This window comes from Sodalis sp. (in: enterobacteria) (genome assembly GCF_051710625.1).
Classification (GTDB): domain Bacteria; phylum Pseudomonadota; class Gammaproteobacteria; order Enterobacterales; family Enterobacteriaceae; genus JBPESN01.
The window spans coordinates 1-14,348 of sequence record NZ_JBPESN010000017.1; the positions used below are offsets into that span (position 1 = coordinate 1).

Here is a 14,348-nt window from a genome sequence, read left to right on the forward strand (position 1 = left end):
GAACGCCATGCAGGGGGCGGTCATCAATACCCAGATCGAGCAGAAAAATATTCTGACGGCCGCCGGAATGCAGCCCAATCCGGCGCAACATAACCAGCTGGCCGAGGCCATCAAGGGGTTGATTGCGGAAGCCCGGCAGGAGAATGAAAAACGCAGCCTGCTCAGGAAAAACAACGGCGCAGATATCCCGGATAAGGCGGCGTTCGTAACTAATCTGGGGTTAAAAAATACCGTTGAACAGGCACAAAACGCACTGGACAAACGTACCGGTGGCACGGTTAACGGCAGTCTGCAGATCACCCATTCGGTCAATGTCGGCGACAGCGATTCAGGGCTGATTGCCAGTGGCAAAGGCAGCGTGGCGCTGTACGCCAACAATGTTAAAACCGGCGAATGGAATACCCAGCGCCTGCATTGGGTACAAGACCTTGAAGTGGGTGGAAAACTGACCGCCAGTGGTGGAGCGACCTTTGGCAAAGCCGTCTCGCTATCCGGTGGCGGCTATCTCATGGATATTCTCCATTTTTATGGCCGGGGCAAAGCGGCAACGAGACACGTTCAGGTGAATGCCGCTATTACCCTTATCCAGGCAATCCCATGAGCGCGGAATTTTACGGTACCGATGTGGTGGGCAGTCATTATGAACATCGCCTTATTATTAATCGCGGTAACGATAACATTAAGTGGTTCGTTTTTAAGGATGACGGTAGCGCTTATGCCATGCAGGGGCACTGGCAAAATAACTCGGACCGGCGAATAAAAAGCGATATTGCGAAAAATAGAAAATGGCCTTGCAAAAGTCGAAACGCTGACGGGCTACACGTATGTCCTTGTCGAACATCGTCAGGTGGGTGTGATGGCCGATGCGTTGGAAAAGGCCCTGCCTGAGGCAGTAGGTAATTCGGGGGATTACCACGAGAGTGATGGCACGGTTGTCAAGAATGTAAAAGCCGTCGCCTACGGCAGTATCACAGCGTTGCTGATTGAAGTAAAAGACCTGTCCGCGAAAGTGAAAGCGCAGCAGGCAGAGATTGAGGCACTGAAAACCGTAATGTGCTCAGCTCTGGACGTGGCCGAATCACTGGCACAGACTCAGAATATGGATAATGACGGGGAGACACCCTAAATGAAAGAGATTATTTCGCCAATCGACACTGCCAATGGCCTGTTCCATGATGGCGACCCGTCTACCCGTGCTGAGGTGTAGTGGCACACTGAATTTGGCCACCTGAACAGAGGTGATATGCTCACCTTAGAACAACACGGGTGCACCAATGAAAAGGAAAAATTTTAGTCCTGAATTCAAACGCTAATCCGCTCAACTGGTTATCGACCAAAATTACACCGCCGTGCCAGCAGCAAAAGCCATGGACGTCGGCCTTTCTACGATAACGAAATGGGTAAAACAACTGCGTGATGAGCGACAGGGGAAAACGCCAAAAGCCTCTCCCATAACCCCGAAACAAATCGAAATACATGAGCTCAAGAAGAAGGTACAACGCATTGAAATAGAAAACAAAATATTAAAAAAGGCTACAGCGCTCTTGATGTCAGACTCCCTGAACAGTTCTCGTTAATTGGGAAAATCAGAGCGCATTATCCTGTGGCCACACTCTGCCACGTGTTCAGGGTTCATCGCAGCAGTTACAAATACTGGAAAAGTCGTTCTGACAGGCCAGACGGCAGGCGAACGGTATTTGCGCAGTCAGGTTCATGAACTGCACAATATCAGCCATGGTGCCGCTGGCGCGAGAAGTATCGCCACCATGGCAACCCAGAGAGGCTTCTGGATGGGGCGCTGGCTCGCAGGCAGGCTCATGAAAGAGCTGGATATCGCCAGCTGCCAGCTACCGGCTCACAAATACAAACGCGGCGGCAATGAACACGTTGAAATACCGAATTATCTTGAGCGCCAGTTCACTGTAACGGAGCCAAACCAGCTATGGTGCGGCGATGTGACGTATATCTGGACCGGGAAACGCTGGGCATACCTTGCGGTTGTTCTTGATCTGTTCGCGAGGAAAGCGCTGGGCTGGGCTATGTCGTTCTCCCCTGACAGCAGACCGACCATCAAAGCACTGGAAATGGCATGGGAAACGCGTGGTAAACCAGGCGGAGTGATGTTCCACAGCGATCAGGGTAGTCACTATACGAGCAGGTAGTTCCGACAGTTGCTATGGCGTTACCGGATTAAACAAAGCATGAGTCGGTGTGGTAACTGTTGGGATAACAGTCCGATGGAGCGCTTCTTCAGAAGTCTGAAAAACGAGTAGATGCCGGTAACGGCCTACATAAGCTTCAGCAAAGCAGTTCGCAAAATTACCGACTATATCGTGGGATATTACAGCGCACTCAGGCCGCATGAATATAACGGTGGGTTGCCATCAAACGAATCAGAAAATAGATACTGGAAAAACGCTAACGCGGTGGCTAGTTTTAGTTGACCACTACAAAAAGCCCCAAACTGATTTTGAAGAGGTCCTGAAAGCCAGCAGCATGCCGACCACAAAAGAGGCATGTGCGTTCCCGTTTTAATGCAGTGTGGTGGCTGATGAAGGGCTGATTACTAATACGTCGCGAATGTCGCCGTTCTGGCGGCTGGTCACCGCGATAGTGATTGCGCAGGTCATATGGCTGAAAGACGCCATGGTGTCTACCGTGCTGGCGAATATGTTTATCGCAACAACGGGCGGACAGATGTTGCGGCTTTTGGTGTAGGCGGTAAACGTGACGCCAAAGCCCGCCAGCGCGGCACAAGGGGTTATCCGGTTTTATAAAGAGATTGCCGACGACGTGGTAACGGTTAAAGCGAATACCCTGATACAGACGGAGCGGTTCAACGGAACGGTTTATGAACTGGCGACCATGACCGATGTTGTCATCCCGGCCGGAACGGCGAATGCGTTGATCCCTGTTAAGGCCACCGGCAGCGGCGGCGCCTATAACCTCGCCCCCGGCTATTATCGCATCTTGCCGGCCGCCGTTGACGGTATCAGCCATGCCGCCAGCGAAGAGGATTGGGTGACGATACCGGGAGCAGACGAAGAAAGTGATGATGAACTGCGTGAGCGGTGCCGCAATCAGTTTAACTTAGTGGGCAACTATCATACCGATGCGGTGTACCGGTCCGTGATCGCCGGCGTGGTGGTGTCAGCATTAACCGTATCTATTTTGAACATGACGCGCCGCGCGGGCCGGGTACGGCAAACGCCTATTTGCTACTGGATAGCGGCGTGGCGTCCGGGCCGTTTATCGACGAAATCAACGACTATATCAGTACCCAGGGGCATCACGGCCATGGCGATGATATGCAGTGTTTCGCTATGCCTGAGACGCGGCATGACCTGTCTGTTACCGTCTGGGTAAATGACCTGGCTAACTATGAGCGCTGAGGAAAGCGACACGTTGAAATCAGACGTTGAAAATCTAGTGCGCTGCGCCTTTCATGAAAACACGGATTACGAGGTGATGAAAACCTGGCCTTATTCACGGTTTCCCTTTTCCCAATTGGCAAAGAAAATCCATCAGGCATTTCCCGCTACGGATTCGCTAACGTTTTCTCTGGACGATATTACCAGCGCGCTGAGTATACTGCGGCTTGATAGTCTGGCGGTGAACCTGAAAAATGGATAACTTCATAAAAAAACTGGCGGCTTTGGCGCTGCCCTTTTGGATGAATGCCGGCGAGCCGGCCAAATTATTGTCCGCCGCCCGGGCATTCTGGACGCGGGTGTATGGGTGGATCACCTGGCCTCTCAATCAGTTTGACCCGCTGACCTGTGCCGCGTCACTGTTAACATTACTGGCTTATGATCGCGATATCACCCGTTTCGACGGTGAACCGCAGAGCCTGTTCAGAAAGCGCGTGACTTATGCGTTTGTTAACGCCGCCGATGCGGGGTCGGTGCAGGGATTTATCAATATATTTGACCGGCTGGGCATCGGCTATGTTGAGTTGCTGGAGCGACAACCGGGCATTGACTGGGACGTGATCATGGTGCGGGCTACCGATAGCCAGGTCTCTGACAATAGGCAATTGATGCTTCAGATTATCCGCCAGTATGGCCGGACTTGCCGCCGCTATTAATTTGAAGTTATGACCTGTGAAACCCTAGCTATTCGGGCAGGGTGGGACCAGGGCGAATTAATCACTTATTCGGCGGCGCTGGGCTTGACCGGAAATAACGACGCAATTTTTAGCGCGAAAGTGTAAGGAAACACAATGTCACAAACCATTATTACGCTGGCGTTTGAGCAATGGAAGGCCCAGCAGGCCGTCACCCAGGATGCAATTGTGCTGGACGAGTTTGTTTTTGCGCATGTGCCGGAACTGGATCCTGATACGCCTATCGATCGCAAGGAAGGTATGCCGCCGGCGGCGCAAATTGTTCACCGCCAGGCAGTAAGCCGAAAGGGGTGGTTAACGATAACGCGGTGGTCCATTCGGTGGTATTGGGTGCCGAAGTGGGAGATTTTTCGTTTAACTGGATAGGGCTTATCAACAAGACCAACGGCGCGCTTGCCATGATTGTGCATGCGCCGCTTCAGCAAAAACTCAAAACCGTCGATGGCCAGCAAGGTAATGTGCTGACGCGCTCTTTTCTGATGGAGTTTGATGGTGCCCAGGTTGAAACCGGCATCAATACCCCGGCAGAGACCTGGCAAATAGACTTTACCGCGCGTATTGCCGGTATGGACGAGCGCCAGCGTCTTGAGAATATGGACCTTTACGGGGCGGCGGCATTTTTTAGCGATGGCTGGCTGGTTGGCAAAACCGGCAACCAATTTTTCATTACAAAAGGCGCGAGCTATGTGGCCGGCTTGCGTGCCGAGCTGTCCGCCGACAAAAGTATTACCGTCACCGAGACACCCATTACTGTCTGGCTGGATGTGTGCTGGACAGGGACGTTAATCAGCGTTTGGGGCGTACAAAGTGATATTAAACCGGCTGACAATTTAGCGGATTATGAAAAAAATGGCGTGCAGCATTATGTGTTTGCTTTGGCCAGCATTGGCGCAGACGGCCCCATAACCGACTTACGCCCGCACGGCACGCTTGACGGGCAGGCCGGCTAGCGATGCCTTAAAACGGCATGAGCAATCACGCAATCACCCGGATGCCAGCTTGTCCGCAAAAAACTTTGTCCAGCTCAACAGTGCCACCAACAGCGTAAGCGAAAAACATGCCGCGACGCCGAAAGCTGTTAAAGAGGCCAATGATAACGCCAATAATCGTTTGTTAGCGGAAAATCGTCTGTCGGAATTTGAAGCAGCAGGGGGTGAAGCGCAGCGGGAAGCTCAAAAAAATATCGGTTTGCAAGCTTACGGCATACAGCCCGTGCTAAATTTTGAAACGGGCACGGACGTTAATAGCCTAAAAGAGAATGGCCGCTTTGCTATCAATGAGCCGGTCAATGGCCCGATCACTGAAAAGGCCGGGTATTGGTTAATCGATGTGCAAAGTTTTGATTCCCAATCGACGGGTGATCCGTTACGCATTATCCAGACTGCCAATGGTTATGGCACGTCAGGCTCGTATCAAAACCGGACATTTCGTCGCACTTACAAGGGGCGCGCGACCTGGACTAATTGGATTGAAATCTATTTGGAAGAGAATGAACCAACGCCGGCGGATATTGAGGCGTTTCCGGCCGCTGGTGGCTCGGTGGGATCCCGTGACGTGACCACGCCATCACTGGCGGTCACCAAAAAAGCATCGTTTAACAGCATGGTAAAAATGCTGGGTGAGGGTAAGAACAACAATGGCGAGGTGAGATCGGCAGGCAGCATATTTTACCCCTATGGTGATACGAGTGATCAATCGGTGGAATTCTATACTATCGACATGGCCAACTCCTATTTGGAATGCCGCGTGATTGTCAACAAAGCGGATAAAAGGCATTACTTTCGGTTTAAAGATGATGGTGCTTTTTTGGCGAAGGGTGAATGCCAGGCGGTCAATGGTCAGGCGCGGTTTGCGACAAATGGTGATCTTTATGGCAGTCAATGGGGCGGTTGGCTCAGGGACTGGGTTAATAATAACTTTCTGCCCCGTACCCAAAATCAGGACACTATCGGCACATTTGCTTTAGCGTGGAGAAATACGGGCAATGTCGATATGAATACGGTGGTGTCAGGCGGTAATTTATATCTATCTACAGCTGACGGTACTTACCTTGATTGGGCATTGCCAGGGTCATGGTGCTGTTGTGGCGCGATGCGAACCACCAACGATGCGCATCGTGTATCATTATAGCAAGGGGTAAATTGATAATGGCAAACAAAGAACTAGAAACGGTGATTAAAAATCCTCGTAGTCGTGATCCCTCTGTATCAGTTGACGTCGATGTGAGTATCCGAAATGCAGAATTTATTTCATTTACGGCGATGCCGACTGATATCGCAGGCAAAGGTATTTACAAGAGGGCGATTGCGGGTGAATATGGCGCTATTAGCCTGATACCCGCACGTGATTATTATTGGTCAAACAGTGAATGGACTGCACCGACACAGGAGGAGCTTACACGTATCGCGGAGGGGCGTAAAGCCACTCTAATGCAAGAAGCCAGCGTCGCTACATGATGCGGTTGAACTGGACATAGCAACAAAAGACGAAAAAGAACTCTACGACGAATGGCGAAAATATCGGGTCATGTTAAACCGTGTTAATACGAGCAAAACAACGAATATTACCTGGCCTAATAAGCCCAATCAATCATAGTGCTTTCCTTCATATTGAGGCGTTTTCTTTCGGTTGATAAGTTTCAAAAGTGCAATGGGCAGTAATATGACCAGAAGGCATGCAAATACGTAAAATAAAACCATAGTCGTGATTTCCCTGTTTTGTTAACGATTATTTATTTTTTGATATAATTTAGGCTCGTTGCTGCTTAAAAACAAATAAATCGTATTCACTGTATAATAATATGAGTTTGCTTATGGTTTTTAGCGGGAAAGTAGATGTTCTTTGGGTGTTATATTAAAAGATAATGTAAATATTTAAAATATAGTTAATGAAGTGTCGCCGAGGATGGTTATTATGTGGTGTGAAGCCAAGCTGGCATTTACGGATTCTGTTGGAGCACTGGAGTGCTCCGTCATATCCGCGCATCCCTGGGTTTACGGATTGGGGCAACAGACAGAAAACGGTGCCTATCTGAGTCCTGTCAATGCCATTTCTTATTTGGCACAGAAATTAGCCGGTACGGGTAGGGTGGCTGACATCGTGATTATGATGGTGGTCGGCCAGACTCAGGAAACTTTCATGGCAAAGCTGAATCAGCTGATTGACGTTTTCCTGGCGCCGACTTTCACACAAATAAATCGACAAGCGCAGGCAACGGCAGAACTGGCAAGCTGCAGGATGCAAATCCTAATAAAGTACGGCAAAGGGCTACCCGACGCCATGACGCTATCCATCCCAACCAGTCGTGCCGCGTTATCCTGTGCCACTTTGACGGCGGCGGCGGATAGCGCGGCATCGGCGGTTGATGTGGCCAGCCTTAAACAACAGGTCAGTGGTTTTTCAAACCAGCGCGATAGCATGCTTGGTGATATTGCAAGGGGTCTTGATGCATTACAGGGAAAAAGCGCTAAAGCCTGGGTGTTTACCGCCAGTGGTGATCTTCCCTCGACACTGATTGCACTAATCAAAAAGATCCCCGTGCCATCGGCCGTTTACACCGCAGCGATGATGCTAGTCGGCGATAATCTGGACGGTATTAAAGGAATGACACATGACATCGATCCCGACGCTGGCGCTTAATGGCGAGGCTATTTTAATGAAAAACATGCGCGTCACCTTAACACAGCAATTTAAAGAGAAAGACCAATCCGGCGAAACCAGTGCCACGACGAAATCGGAACAGAGAATGAAAGGCAAAGAGCCGCGCATCTCGAACGAAGTGCCGTTTAAAACGCCTGAAATCCTGAGCTGCATCTTCAAGCTAGCCAGCGCCACAGATGCCGGCGGCCAACGACAGCTTTATCGTGTGGCGCATGATGTGGCGCGGGCGATTAACTTCCGCGAGACGATATTTACCGGCACGCTGGATACACTACAACAGGACGGGAAAATGGCCTGGCTAGTGACATTTACGTTGACCGAACATCTAAGCGTGTAAGAGAAACGTGAAGCGCGGGCAACAAGTAAAACAACGGCGCAGAAGCAAACAGTCAATAACGGCGGGCAACTTGCTGAGGAAGCACCTAAAAAACTGACATGGTTTGAAAGTCGGGTATTGAAACCGTTTAATGATGCACTGGGGGGGGCGGATGAAACCTGTTAAACAGCTGTATCTGTCTAACGATGAAGTCCACGCAGCTGACAGTAATCTTGTGCTGGAGCTTAACAGCTGCAGCTGCGGCCGCGGGTTTATCACGGCGGAGACGACAAAGGATTACACCGGCAAACTGGTGCGTCTTGATGTAGGATATGCTGATTTGTTGCTGCGTTGGTTTACGGGCTATGTGGAGCGGGCGCAGCCGGCAGAAAACAGCTATCAACGGCTGTATGTGCGGGAACTAGTCGGGGTATATGAACGGTTATAACCATGCTCGTTTCAGCACCCCACCTTGCGCAGTGTGGCCAGTTGGCTAGAAGAGTAAAGCGGGATAGCCATTGGTGTGCCGTATGTTGACTATGCGGATAAGCCTATCCCGCATTTCACGCACAGCGGCAGCGGTTTCCAGCTGCTGGATAATCTGGGCAGTGCATTTGGCATCAATGATTACATTTGGTATCAGCTGCCGGATGGCGACGTGTATGTTGCCGCCGCGGAAAAATCGTTATTTGCCGGTAAAGCCATGGATTTCCCGGCCGGGTTCAGCCAGCGCGTTGCCGGGGGTAATTTCTTATCATTGCCGGTTATCCAAAGCCCTGCAGCCCGGCGTGGAAATGAACGGGGAGCGCTTGACCAAAGTTCACCTGAACAACGGCATCATGACGGTATTCTGGCCACCGCGAAATAAAGCCACCGGCAAATCATTACAGAAAACGCCGCTTCAGCGCCAGATGGAAAGGCATTACCCTGAACTGGCATTAGGTTTACATCTGCCCAAGTTTGCACGAGTCATCGCGCCACAGAGGCGGTCACTGACGGCAACGTTGCTGATCCGCTTCGCCCGCGCTATGCAGTGGATGTGCAATTATTGGACGCAGACGGCAACACGGATAACGCGACGCCGGTATATTCCGCTGTGGCATTGCCGGTACCGATGGCCGGTAATGACTCCGGGTTGTTCTAGTTTCCCCCTGAGGGCACACTGGTAGAGATCGGTTTTACCGGCGGCAGGCCAGATAAGCCCTTTCTTTATCCGCCAGACGGTCCCGGATGGCAGCAGTCTGCCGGCGATCCAACCGGGAGAACAGTTACAGCAGCAGCGCGCCGAGGTCTCGTAGCGCGTTACGCAGGCGGGAGATTGAGTCAGGCAAACGGACCAGAGCATTAGCGAAAGCTCAATGATCCGTGTTGTCAAGGCTGATACCGAAAACCGCGAAATCGTTAGCCAGGAAACGACCATCAAAGCGAGGGACAAGACCTGTGTGCTGGGTGCCGCCACGCTGATGGCCGGGGCTATCCAACAGATTAGCTTTGGATATTATAGCCAGGCGGTGCAGGGTATAATCGGCTGGCTAACGTGGGCGGTGATGATGAAACAGAGATAGCCGGAAACAAATCAACCACCACGGGGCAGAATCTGACTGAGCAAATTAGCCAAATTCGCAAAAGGGTAGGGGCAATCAAACAGGAAATTATCACCCCGGCAGTATGGGTTGGCTCTGATATCGTCAATCTGGCGCAGTTGATGCTCAATACTCTCGATGTGGTTAAGCTGTTGGCGGAGCAGACGGCCAGCCATAGCCATAGCCATAGCAACACCGGCACGCCGCCGAACGCGGACGCGATAAGGGAAGCAGGAGCGCAGGCTGATAACCTGACCGGCAAATATTCGCCGTTCATAGCCTGATAAATTATTGCTCACTTACTGGTCGCCTCTTGGTTTTGCTTGAAACAATCTGGCGAGACAAAAAAATGGATATGGATTGCCATAAGGCGTCAGATACAGGGATAAGGAAAATGAGTACACTGGAAGATATGCAGATTGCGCTAGCCAAAGCGTCTACCGATAAAATGGAAGTTCAGGCGCGTTTCGCTGAGGTTGTCGAAGCCATCAAAGGGAGGTCCTCAGAAAAATAGAAAACCTTGCCTGAACCCACACACACACGACTCCTGCCAACAGACTAAACCCGCATCATGCGGGTTTTTTCATACCCCACGCCAGACCACACAAAATGCTTTTAGCGCGACGCGTTAGCCGCGCCATTGCTACTACCCCTTACCACAACAAGCGCAGCGGCATAGCGTGGCGCTTGCCCAGCATTACATCCACGAAGTAACGAGGGAAGTGACGAAAACGGCGCTACACCGCACCCGCCTGCGGTTTTCGAGATGAAAATGATTTCAGTTTTCCCTAAGATACAAAACATCCGGCCAGCCTGCGCCATCGCTGGCAGATTTGCAAAAAATCTAAACTGAAAAGAGTGAAAGTAATTACAGTTTTTTCCAAAAAAGGGTCTGCGGTAAAATTGAGGAGAAATGCAATCATTTGAAAAATATGATAAAAAATCTTTATTTAAAGAGGGGTAGGATCAGATGGCGTCAAGTTAAGCAAATCGAAAAAAACCCGCGATTCCAGTATTGGCGCGGGCTTTTGCAGGATGGCGGCGTTTTGCTAAACTGAAAAAAGTGGTTTGATTATATTGCGCGCAACTCAGTTAACAAGGAGGGGTCGCGTTCAATCATCAGTAATAATTTTAGAGAAGAGCCAGACGGCACGCGGCAGTTTTGTTCCCAGCTTTGTACTAGAGAAGGACTGACGCCTACGGCTTCAGCAAATTCACCTTGCGTCAGTTCGCTTGATGCCCGCATGCTTTTAACGTCAGGTAAGTGGTCGCGGTGAACGGCGTCTGGGGGCAGTTCGCCTTTTTCGATGGCCACCATTTGTTCCATGCTTTTGGTAAGCTGGTCAAAGAGTTTTTTTTCCATCGTATAGCCTCATTAGTTGAGGCCGCTACTGCGGCCTGTTTAACATCTGTGAAATCTGGTTTAGTACTTTCTTCTCTTGCTCAGTAAGGCAGTAGTAAATAACTGGCACACCACCTTGCTTCCCTTTTCCTTCCAGTCCCCAGCGAATTTTTTCGTATCCGCCTGTTTTACTAATGGTGTCGCCGTCTTCGTGGCTTTTAAGCAAAAAAGCCTGAAACTTCTGAAAACTGTCATCATCAATCAGTTCTGAGCGCTACTTATGGAAAACCGGGGTTTCTATGGATTCGAAGTATTTCATCTCTCCTCCTTGAAAATATAATACTCGTACAGAGTACGACTGCCAACAGAAGGTTGTACAGGGTACGAGTTTAAAGCGTTTGTAAATTACGAAGGCAGGATGAGCAAAATAATCTGGAAGAAAGTTCGTGCGACACTTTTGCGACACTTAGTAAACAATAGACAAAAAAGCCACCGTGAGAGATGGCTTAAATTAATGAGTTTAATAACTAGATTTGGTAGCCCCTGCTGGACTTGAACCAGCGACCAAGCGATTATGAGTCGCCTGCTCTAACCACTGAGCTAAGGGGCCAAGTGGGCGTTGATTATAAATGATGCCTCCAACCAGGTCTATAGTGACTCCCGCCAGATGAATGATTTATCGCCGTTTTTTGGCTAAAATTGTTAATTATCGGCGCCACGGCTAGAGATAAAAGAGAGGGTTCAATGATAGAAAATATTCTCCGGCAGGGACTGAAGGTGGTGTTCTGCGGTATCAATCCTGGGTTATCCAGCGCGCATAAAGGGGTACATTTCGCCAATCCTAACAATCGCTTTTGGAAACTCATCTATCTTGCAGGCTTTACGGCGCATCAGCTGCCGCCGGAGGAGGAGCAGCGGCTGCTGGAAACGAAGTGCGGGATCACGATGCTGGTGACGCGCCCTACCACCGAAGTTTCAGAGGCGTCGCTGGCGGAATATCGCCAGGGTGGCGAGCGGCTGGTGGCCAAAATAGAAACGTTCCAGCTGCAGGCGCTGGCAATTTTAGGCAAGCAAGCTTATACTGCCAGGCATTTCGGGTAAGAAATGCGCCGTGGGGGCGACAGGAAATGCGCATTGGCGCCACGCAGTTGTGGGTTTTGCTTAACCCCAGCGGGCTAAGCCGCATAAGCGGTGATGCACTACTGGTGGCGTATTGCGACCTGGCCGGCGCGCTCCCCCGCCGCATTCGCTTACCGCAGGCTTGCGCATTTTCCAGCGCTCATGGGCGACGGGCAATAAAAAGCCCCGCGGCGTGCTGCGGGGCGATGTTTTGAGCGCCTTAAGGGAAAGGGCCGCCAGCAAAACCGGAACTTAATCGTCCAGGAAGCTGCGCAGGACCTCAGAACGGCTCGGGTGACGCAGCTTACGCAGCGCTTTTGCTTCGATCTGACGGATACGCTCGCGGGTGACGTCAAACTGCTTGCCGACTTCTTCCAGCGTATGGTCGGTATTCATGTCGATACCAAACCGCATGCGTAGGACCTTGGCTTCACGCGCGGTCAGACCAGCCAGCACATCGTGGGTGGCTGAGCGCAGACTCTCCGAGGTGGCGGAATCCAGCGGCAGTTCGAGGGTGGTGTCCTCGATAAAATCCCCCAAGTGCGAATCTTCATCGTCGCCGATGGGCGTTTCCATGGAGATAGGCTCTTTGGCAATCTTAAGCACCTTGCGGATTTTATCTTCCGGCATCAGCATGCGTTCCGCCAGCTCTTCGGGCGTCGGTTCGCATCCCATTTCCTGCAGCATCTGCCGGGAGATACGGTTAAGTTTGTTGATGGTCTCAATCATATGCACTGGAATACGGATGGTGCGCGCCTGGTCAGCGATAGAACGGGTGATGGCCTGACGGATCCACCAGGTGGCGTAGGTGGAAAATTTGTAACCACGACGGTATTCAAATTTATCCACCGCCTTCATCAAACCGATATTGCCCTCCTGGATCAGATCCAGGAACTGCAGACCGCGGTTGGTGTATTTTTTGGCGATAGAGATAACCAGACGCAGGTTCGCCTCGACCATTTCTTTCTTGGCGCGGCGCGCCTTGGCTTCGCCGATCGACATACGGCGATTGATATCCTTCACCTGCTCGATGGTCAAACCGATTTCTTCTTCAATCTGGCGCAGTTTCTGCAGGCTGCGGTGCACGTCATCATCGACTTCGTGCAGTTTTTCCGACCAGGGCTTGTTCATCGCCAGCGCGGCTTTGAACCAGCTTTCGCTGGGTTCATTGCCGGCAAACAGTGCGACGAAGTTTTTCTTGGGCATCTTACTGATTTCAACGCACAATTTCATGATCAAACGTTCCTGGGTACGCACGCGATCCATCATGGCGCGCATGTTGTTGACCAGGTAATCGAACTGCTTCGGCACCAGGCGGAACTGTTTGAATACATCGGAAAGGTTTAGAATCTCAGCGGCCGATTTAGCGTGGCGGCGCCCGTTGGTTTTAATAACGTTACGGGTGATTTCGTACTGCTCGCGCAGCTCGACAAATTTTTGCCGCGCCAGCTCCGGATCGATGCTGTTATCATTAACCGTGCTGTCGTCGTTGCCGTCCTCTTCATCCTCGTCGTCGTCATCAGCGATTTCGTCGGCGGAGATTTCGGAACCGATATGGGTCGCGGTAGGAGGCATATCTTCTTCCGCGTTAGGGTCGACAAAGCCGGTGATAAGATCGGACAGGCGGGCCTCGCCGGCTTCGACGCGGTCGTACTGTTCCAGCAGGTAGGTGATAGCCTCAGGGTACTCGGCGACCGAGCACTGGACCTGATTGATGCCATCTTCGATACGCTTGGCGATATCGATCTCGCCTTCGCGAGTCAGCAGCTCCACGGTGCCCATTTCGCGCATGTACATGCGCACGGGGTCGGTGGTGCGCCCAATTTCGGACTCCACGCTGGACAAGACCTGCGCCGCGGCTTCCGCCGCATCTTCGTCGGTGTCGGAGGTGGTTTCGGCCAGCAGCAGGTCATCGGCGTCCGGTGCTTCTTCCATCACCTGGATGCCCATGTCATTTATCATCTGGATAATATCTTCGATCTGATCGGAGTCGACGATATCCTCCGGCAGATGGTCATTGACCTCGGCAAAGGTCAAATAGCCTTGCTCCTTACCACGTGTGACAAGCAGCTTGAGCTGTGACTGCGGGTTTTGCTCCATAAGACGGTGTCCACACTTCAGAGTAATATTCGGTGTTGGTTGGTGAAAGCGCATCACTAACAAGAGATCTGGGCTTTGTTTCGCGCCGCAGCCCAATACGGC

The 14,348-nt window shown here is 51.3% G+C and carries 9 protein-coding genes, 1 tRNA gene and 7 pseudogenes; 14 read left to right on the top strand and 3 right to left on the bottom strand.

The features are described from left to right. The 13 genes and pseudogenes from ACTBDU_RS06570 to ACTBDU_RS06630 form a co-directional block, all read left to right on the top strand. A pseudogene (locus tag ACTBDU_RS06570) lies at positions 1-601 on the top strand (hypothetical protein); the annotation flags it as partial. Between the two features lie 168 nt (positions 602-769). Beyond that, the gene (locus ACTBDU_RS06575; RefSeq protein ID WP_438805933.1) at positions 770-1,126 is read left to right on the top strand and encodes a tail fiber domain-containing protein; all 357 of its coding nucleotides are present in this window, start codon (positions 770-772) and stop codon (positions 1,124-1,126) included. 196 nt (positions 1,127-1,322) lie between these two features. Continuing rightward, positions 1,323-2,444, top strand: a pseudogene (locus tag ACTBDU_RS06580) (IS3 family transposase). A 100-nt stretch (positions 2,445-2,544) separates the two neighbouring features. Next, positions 2,545-2,718 (top strand): hypothetical protein, encoded by a 174-nt coding sequence (locus tag ACTBDU_RS06585; protein ID WP_438805934.1) that lies wholly within the window; start codon positions 2,545-2,547, stop codon positions 2,716-2,718. A gap of 9 nt (positions 2,719-2,727) precedes the next feature. Next, a complete protein-coding gene (locus ACTBDU_RS06590; protein ID WP_438805935.1) occupies positions 2,728-3,366 on the top strand; it encodes a baseplate J/gp47 family protein in 639 nt (212 codons plus the stop codon). A 15-nt stretch (positions 3,367-3,381) separates the two neighbouring features. Then, entirely contained in the window at positions 3,382-3,633 is a 252-nt protein-coding gene (locus ACTBDU_RS06595) for a hypothetical protein (protein ID WP_438805936.1), read from the top strand. Continuing rightward, positions 3,626-4,213, top strand: a pseudogene (locus tag ACTBDU_RS06600) (phage tail protein). The gene ACTBDU_RS06595 and the pseudogene ACTBDU_RS06600 overlap by 8 nt, the downstream one beginning before the upstream one ends. A gap of 9 nt (positions 4,214-4,222) precedes the next feature. Next, positions 4,223-5,252: pseudogene (locus tag ACTBDU_RS06605) on the top strand (phage tail-collar fiber domain-containing protein); the annotation flags it as partial. A gap of 1,021 nt (positions 5,253-6,273) precedes the next feature. Next, positions 6,274-6,582 (top strand): hypothetical protein, encoded by a 309-nt coding sequence (locus ACTBDU_RS06610; protein WP_438805937.1) that lies wholly within the window; start codon positions 6,274-6,276, stop codon positions 6,580-6,582. 16 nt (positions 6,583-6,598) lie between these two features. After that, positions 6,599-6,721 carry a tail fiber assembly protein gene (locus ACTBDU_RS06615; protein ID WP_438805963.1) on the top strand — a complete coding sequence of 41 codons (123 nt, stop codon included), beginning with the start codon at positions 6,599-6,601 and terminating at the stop codon, positions 6,719-6,721. 318 nt (positions 6,722-7,039) lie between these two features. Next, positions 7,040-7,765, top strand: coding sequence for a hypothetical protein (locus tag ACTBDU_RS06620; RefSeq protein WP_438805938.1), 726 nt, complete (start codon positions 7,040-7,042; stop codon positions 7,763-7,765). Further along, positions 7,737-8,288 (top strand): annotated as a pseudogene (locus tag ACTBDU_RS06625) (hypothetical protein). The gene ACTBDU_RS06620 and the pseudogene ACTBDU_RS06625 overlap by 29 nt, the downstream one beginning before the upstream one ends. Continuing rightward, positions 8,275-9,969: pseudogene (locus ACTBDU_RS06630) on the top strand (hypothetical protein). The pseudogenes ACTBDU_RS06625 and ACTBDU_RS06630 overlap by 14 nt, the downstream one beginning before the upstream one ends. Positions 9,970-10,757: 788 nt before the next feature. Here ACTBDU_RS06630 and nadS read toward each other — a convergent pair. After that, positions 10,758-11,048, bottom strand: a complete 291-nt coding sequence (nadS, locus tag ACTBDU_RS06635) for a NadS family protein (protein WP_438805939.1) — start codon at positions 11,046-11,048, stop codon at positions 10,758-10,760. A gap of 513 nt (positions 11,049-11,561) precedes the next feature. Continuing rightward, positions 11,562-11,637, bottom strand: a tRNA-Ile gene (locus ACTBDU_RS06640). A 134-nt stretch (positions 11,638-11,771) separates the two neighbouring features. Between ACTBDU_RS06640 and mug the strand changes: the two are divergent. Further along, positions 11,772-12,271, top strand: a pseudogene (mug, locus tag ACTBDU_RS06645) (G/U mismatch-specific DNA glycosylase); the annotation flags it as partial. Between the two features lie 127 nt (positions 12,272-12,398). Here mug and rpoD read toward each other — a convergent pair. Then, positions 12,399-14,246, bottom strand: a complete 1,848-nt coding sequence (gene rpoD / locus ACTBDU_RS06650; RefSeq protein WP_438805940.1) for an RNA polymerase sigma factor RpoD — start codon at positions 14,244-14,246, stop codon at positions 12,399-12,401. Between the last annotated feature and the right edge of the window lie 102 nt (positions 14,247-14,348).

What these genes read in the sequence shown, in the direction of transcription:
- ACTBDU_RS06595 (WP_438805936.1), top strand. Translation starts at nt 3,382, where the DNA reads ATGAGCGCTGAGGAAAGCGACACGTTGAAATCAGACGTTGAAAATCTA.
- rpoD (WP_438805940.1), bottom strand. Translation starts at nt 14,246, where the DNA reads ATGGAGCAAAACCCGCAGTCACAGCTCAAGCTGCTTGTCACACGTGGT.
- ACTBDU_RS06620 (WP_438805938.1), top strand. Translation starts at nt 7,040, where the DNA reads ATGTGGTGTGAAGCCAAGCTGGCATTTACGGATTCTGTTGGAGCACTG.
- ACTBDU_RS06610 (WP_438805937.1), top strand. Translation starts at nt 6,274, where the DNA reads ATGGCAAACAAAGAACTAGAAACGGTGATTAAAAATCCTCGTAGTCGT.
- nadS (WP_438805939.1), bottom strand. Translation starts at nt 11,048, where the DNA reads ATGGAAAAAAAACTCTTTGACCAGCTTACCAAAAGCATGGAACAAATG.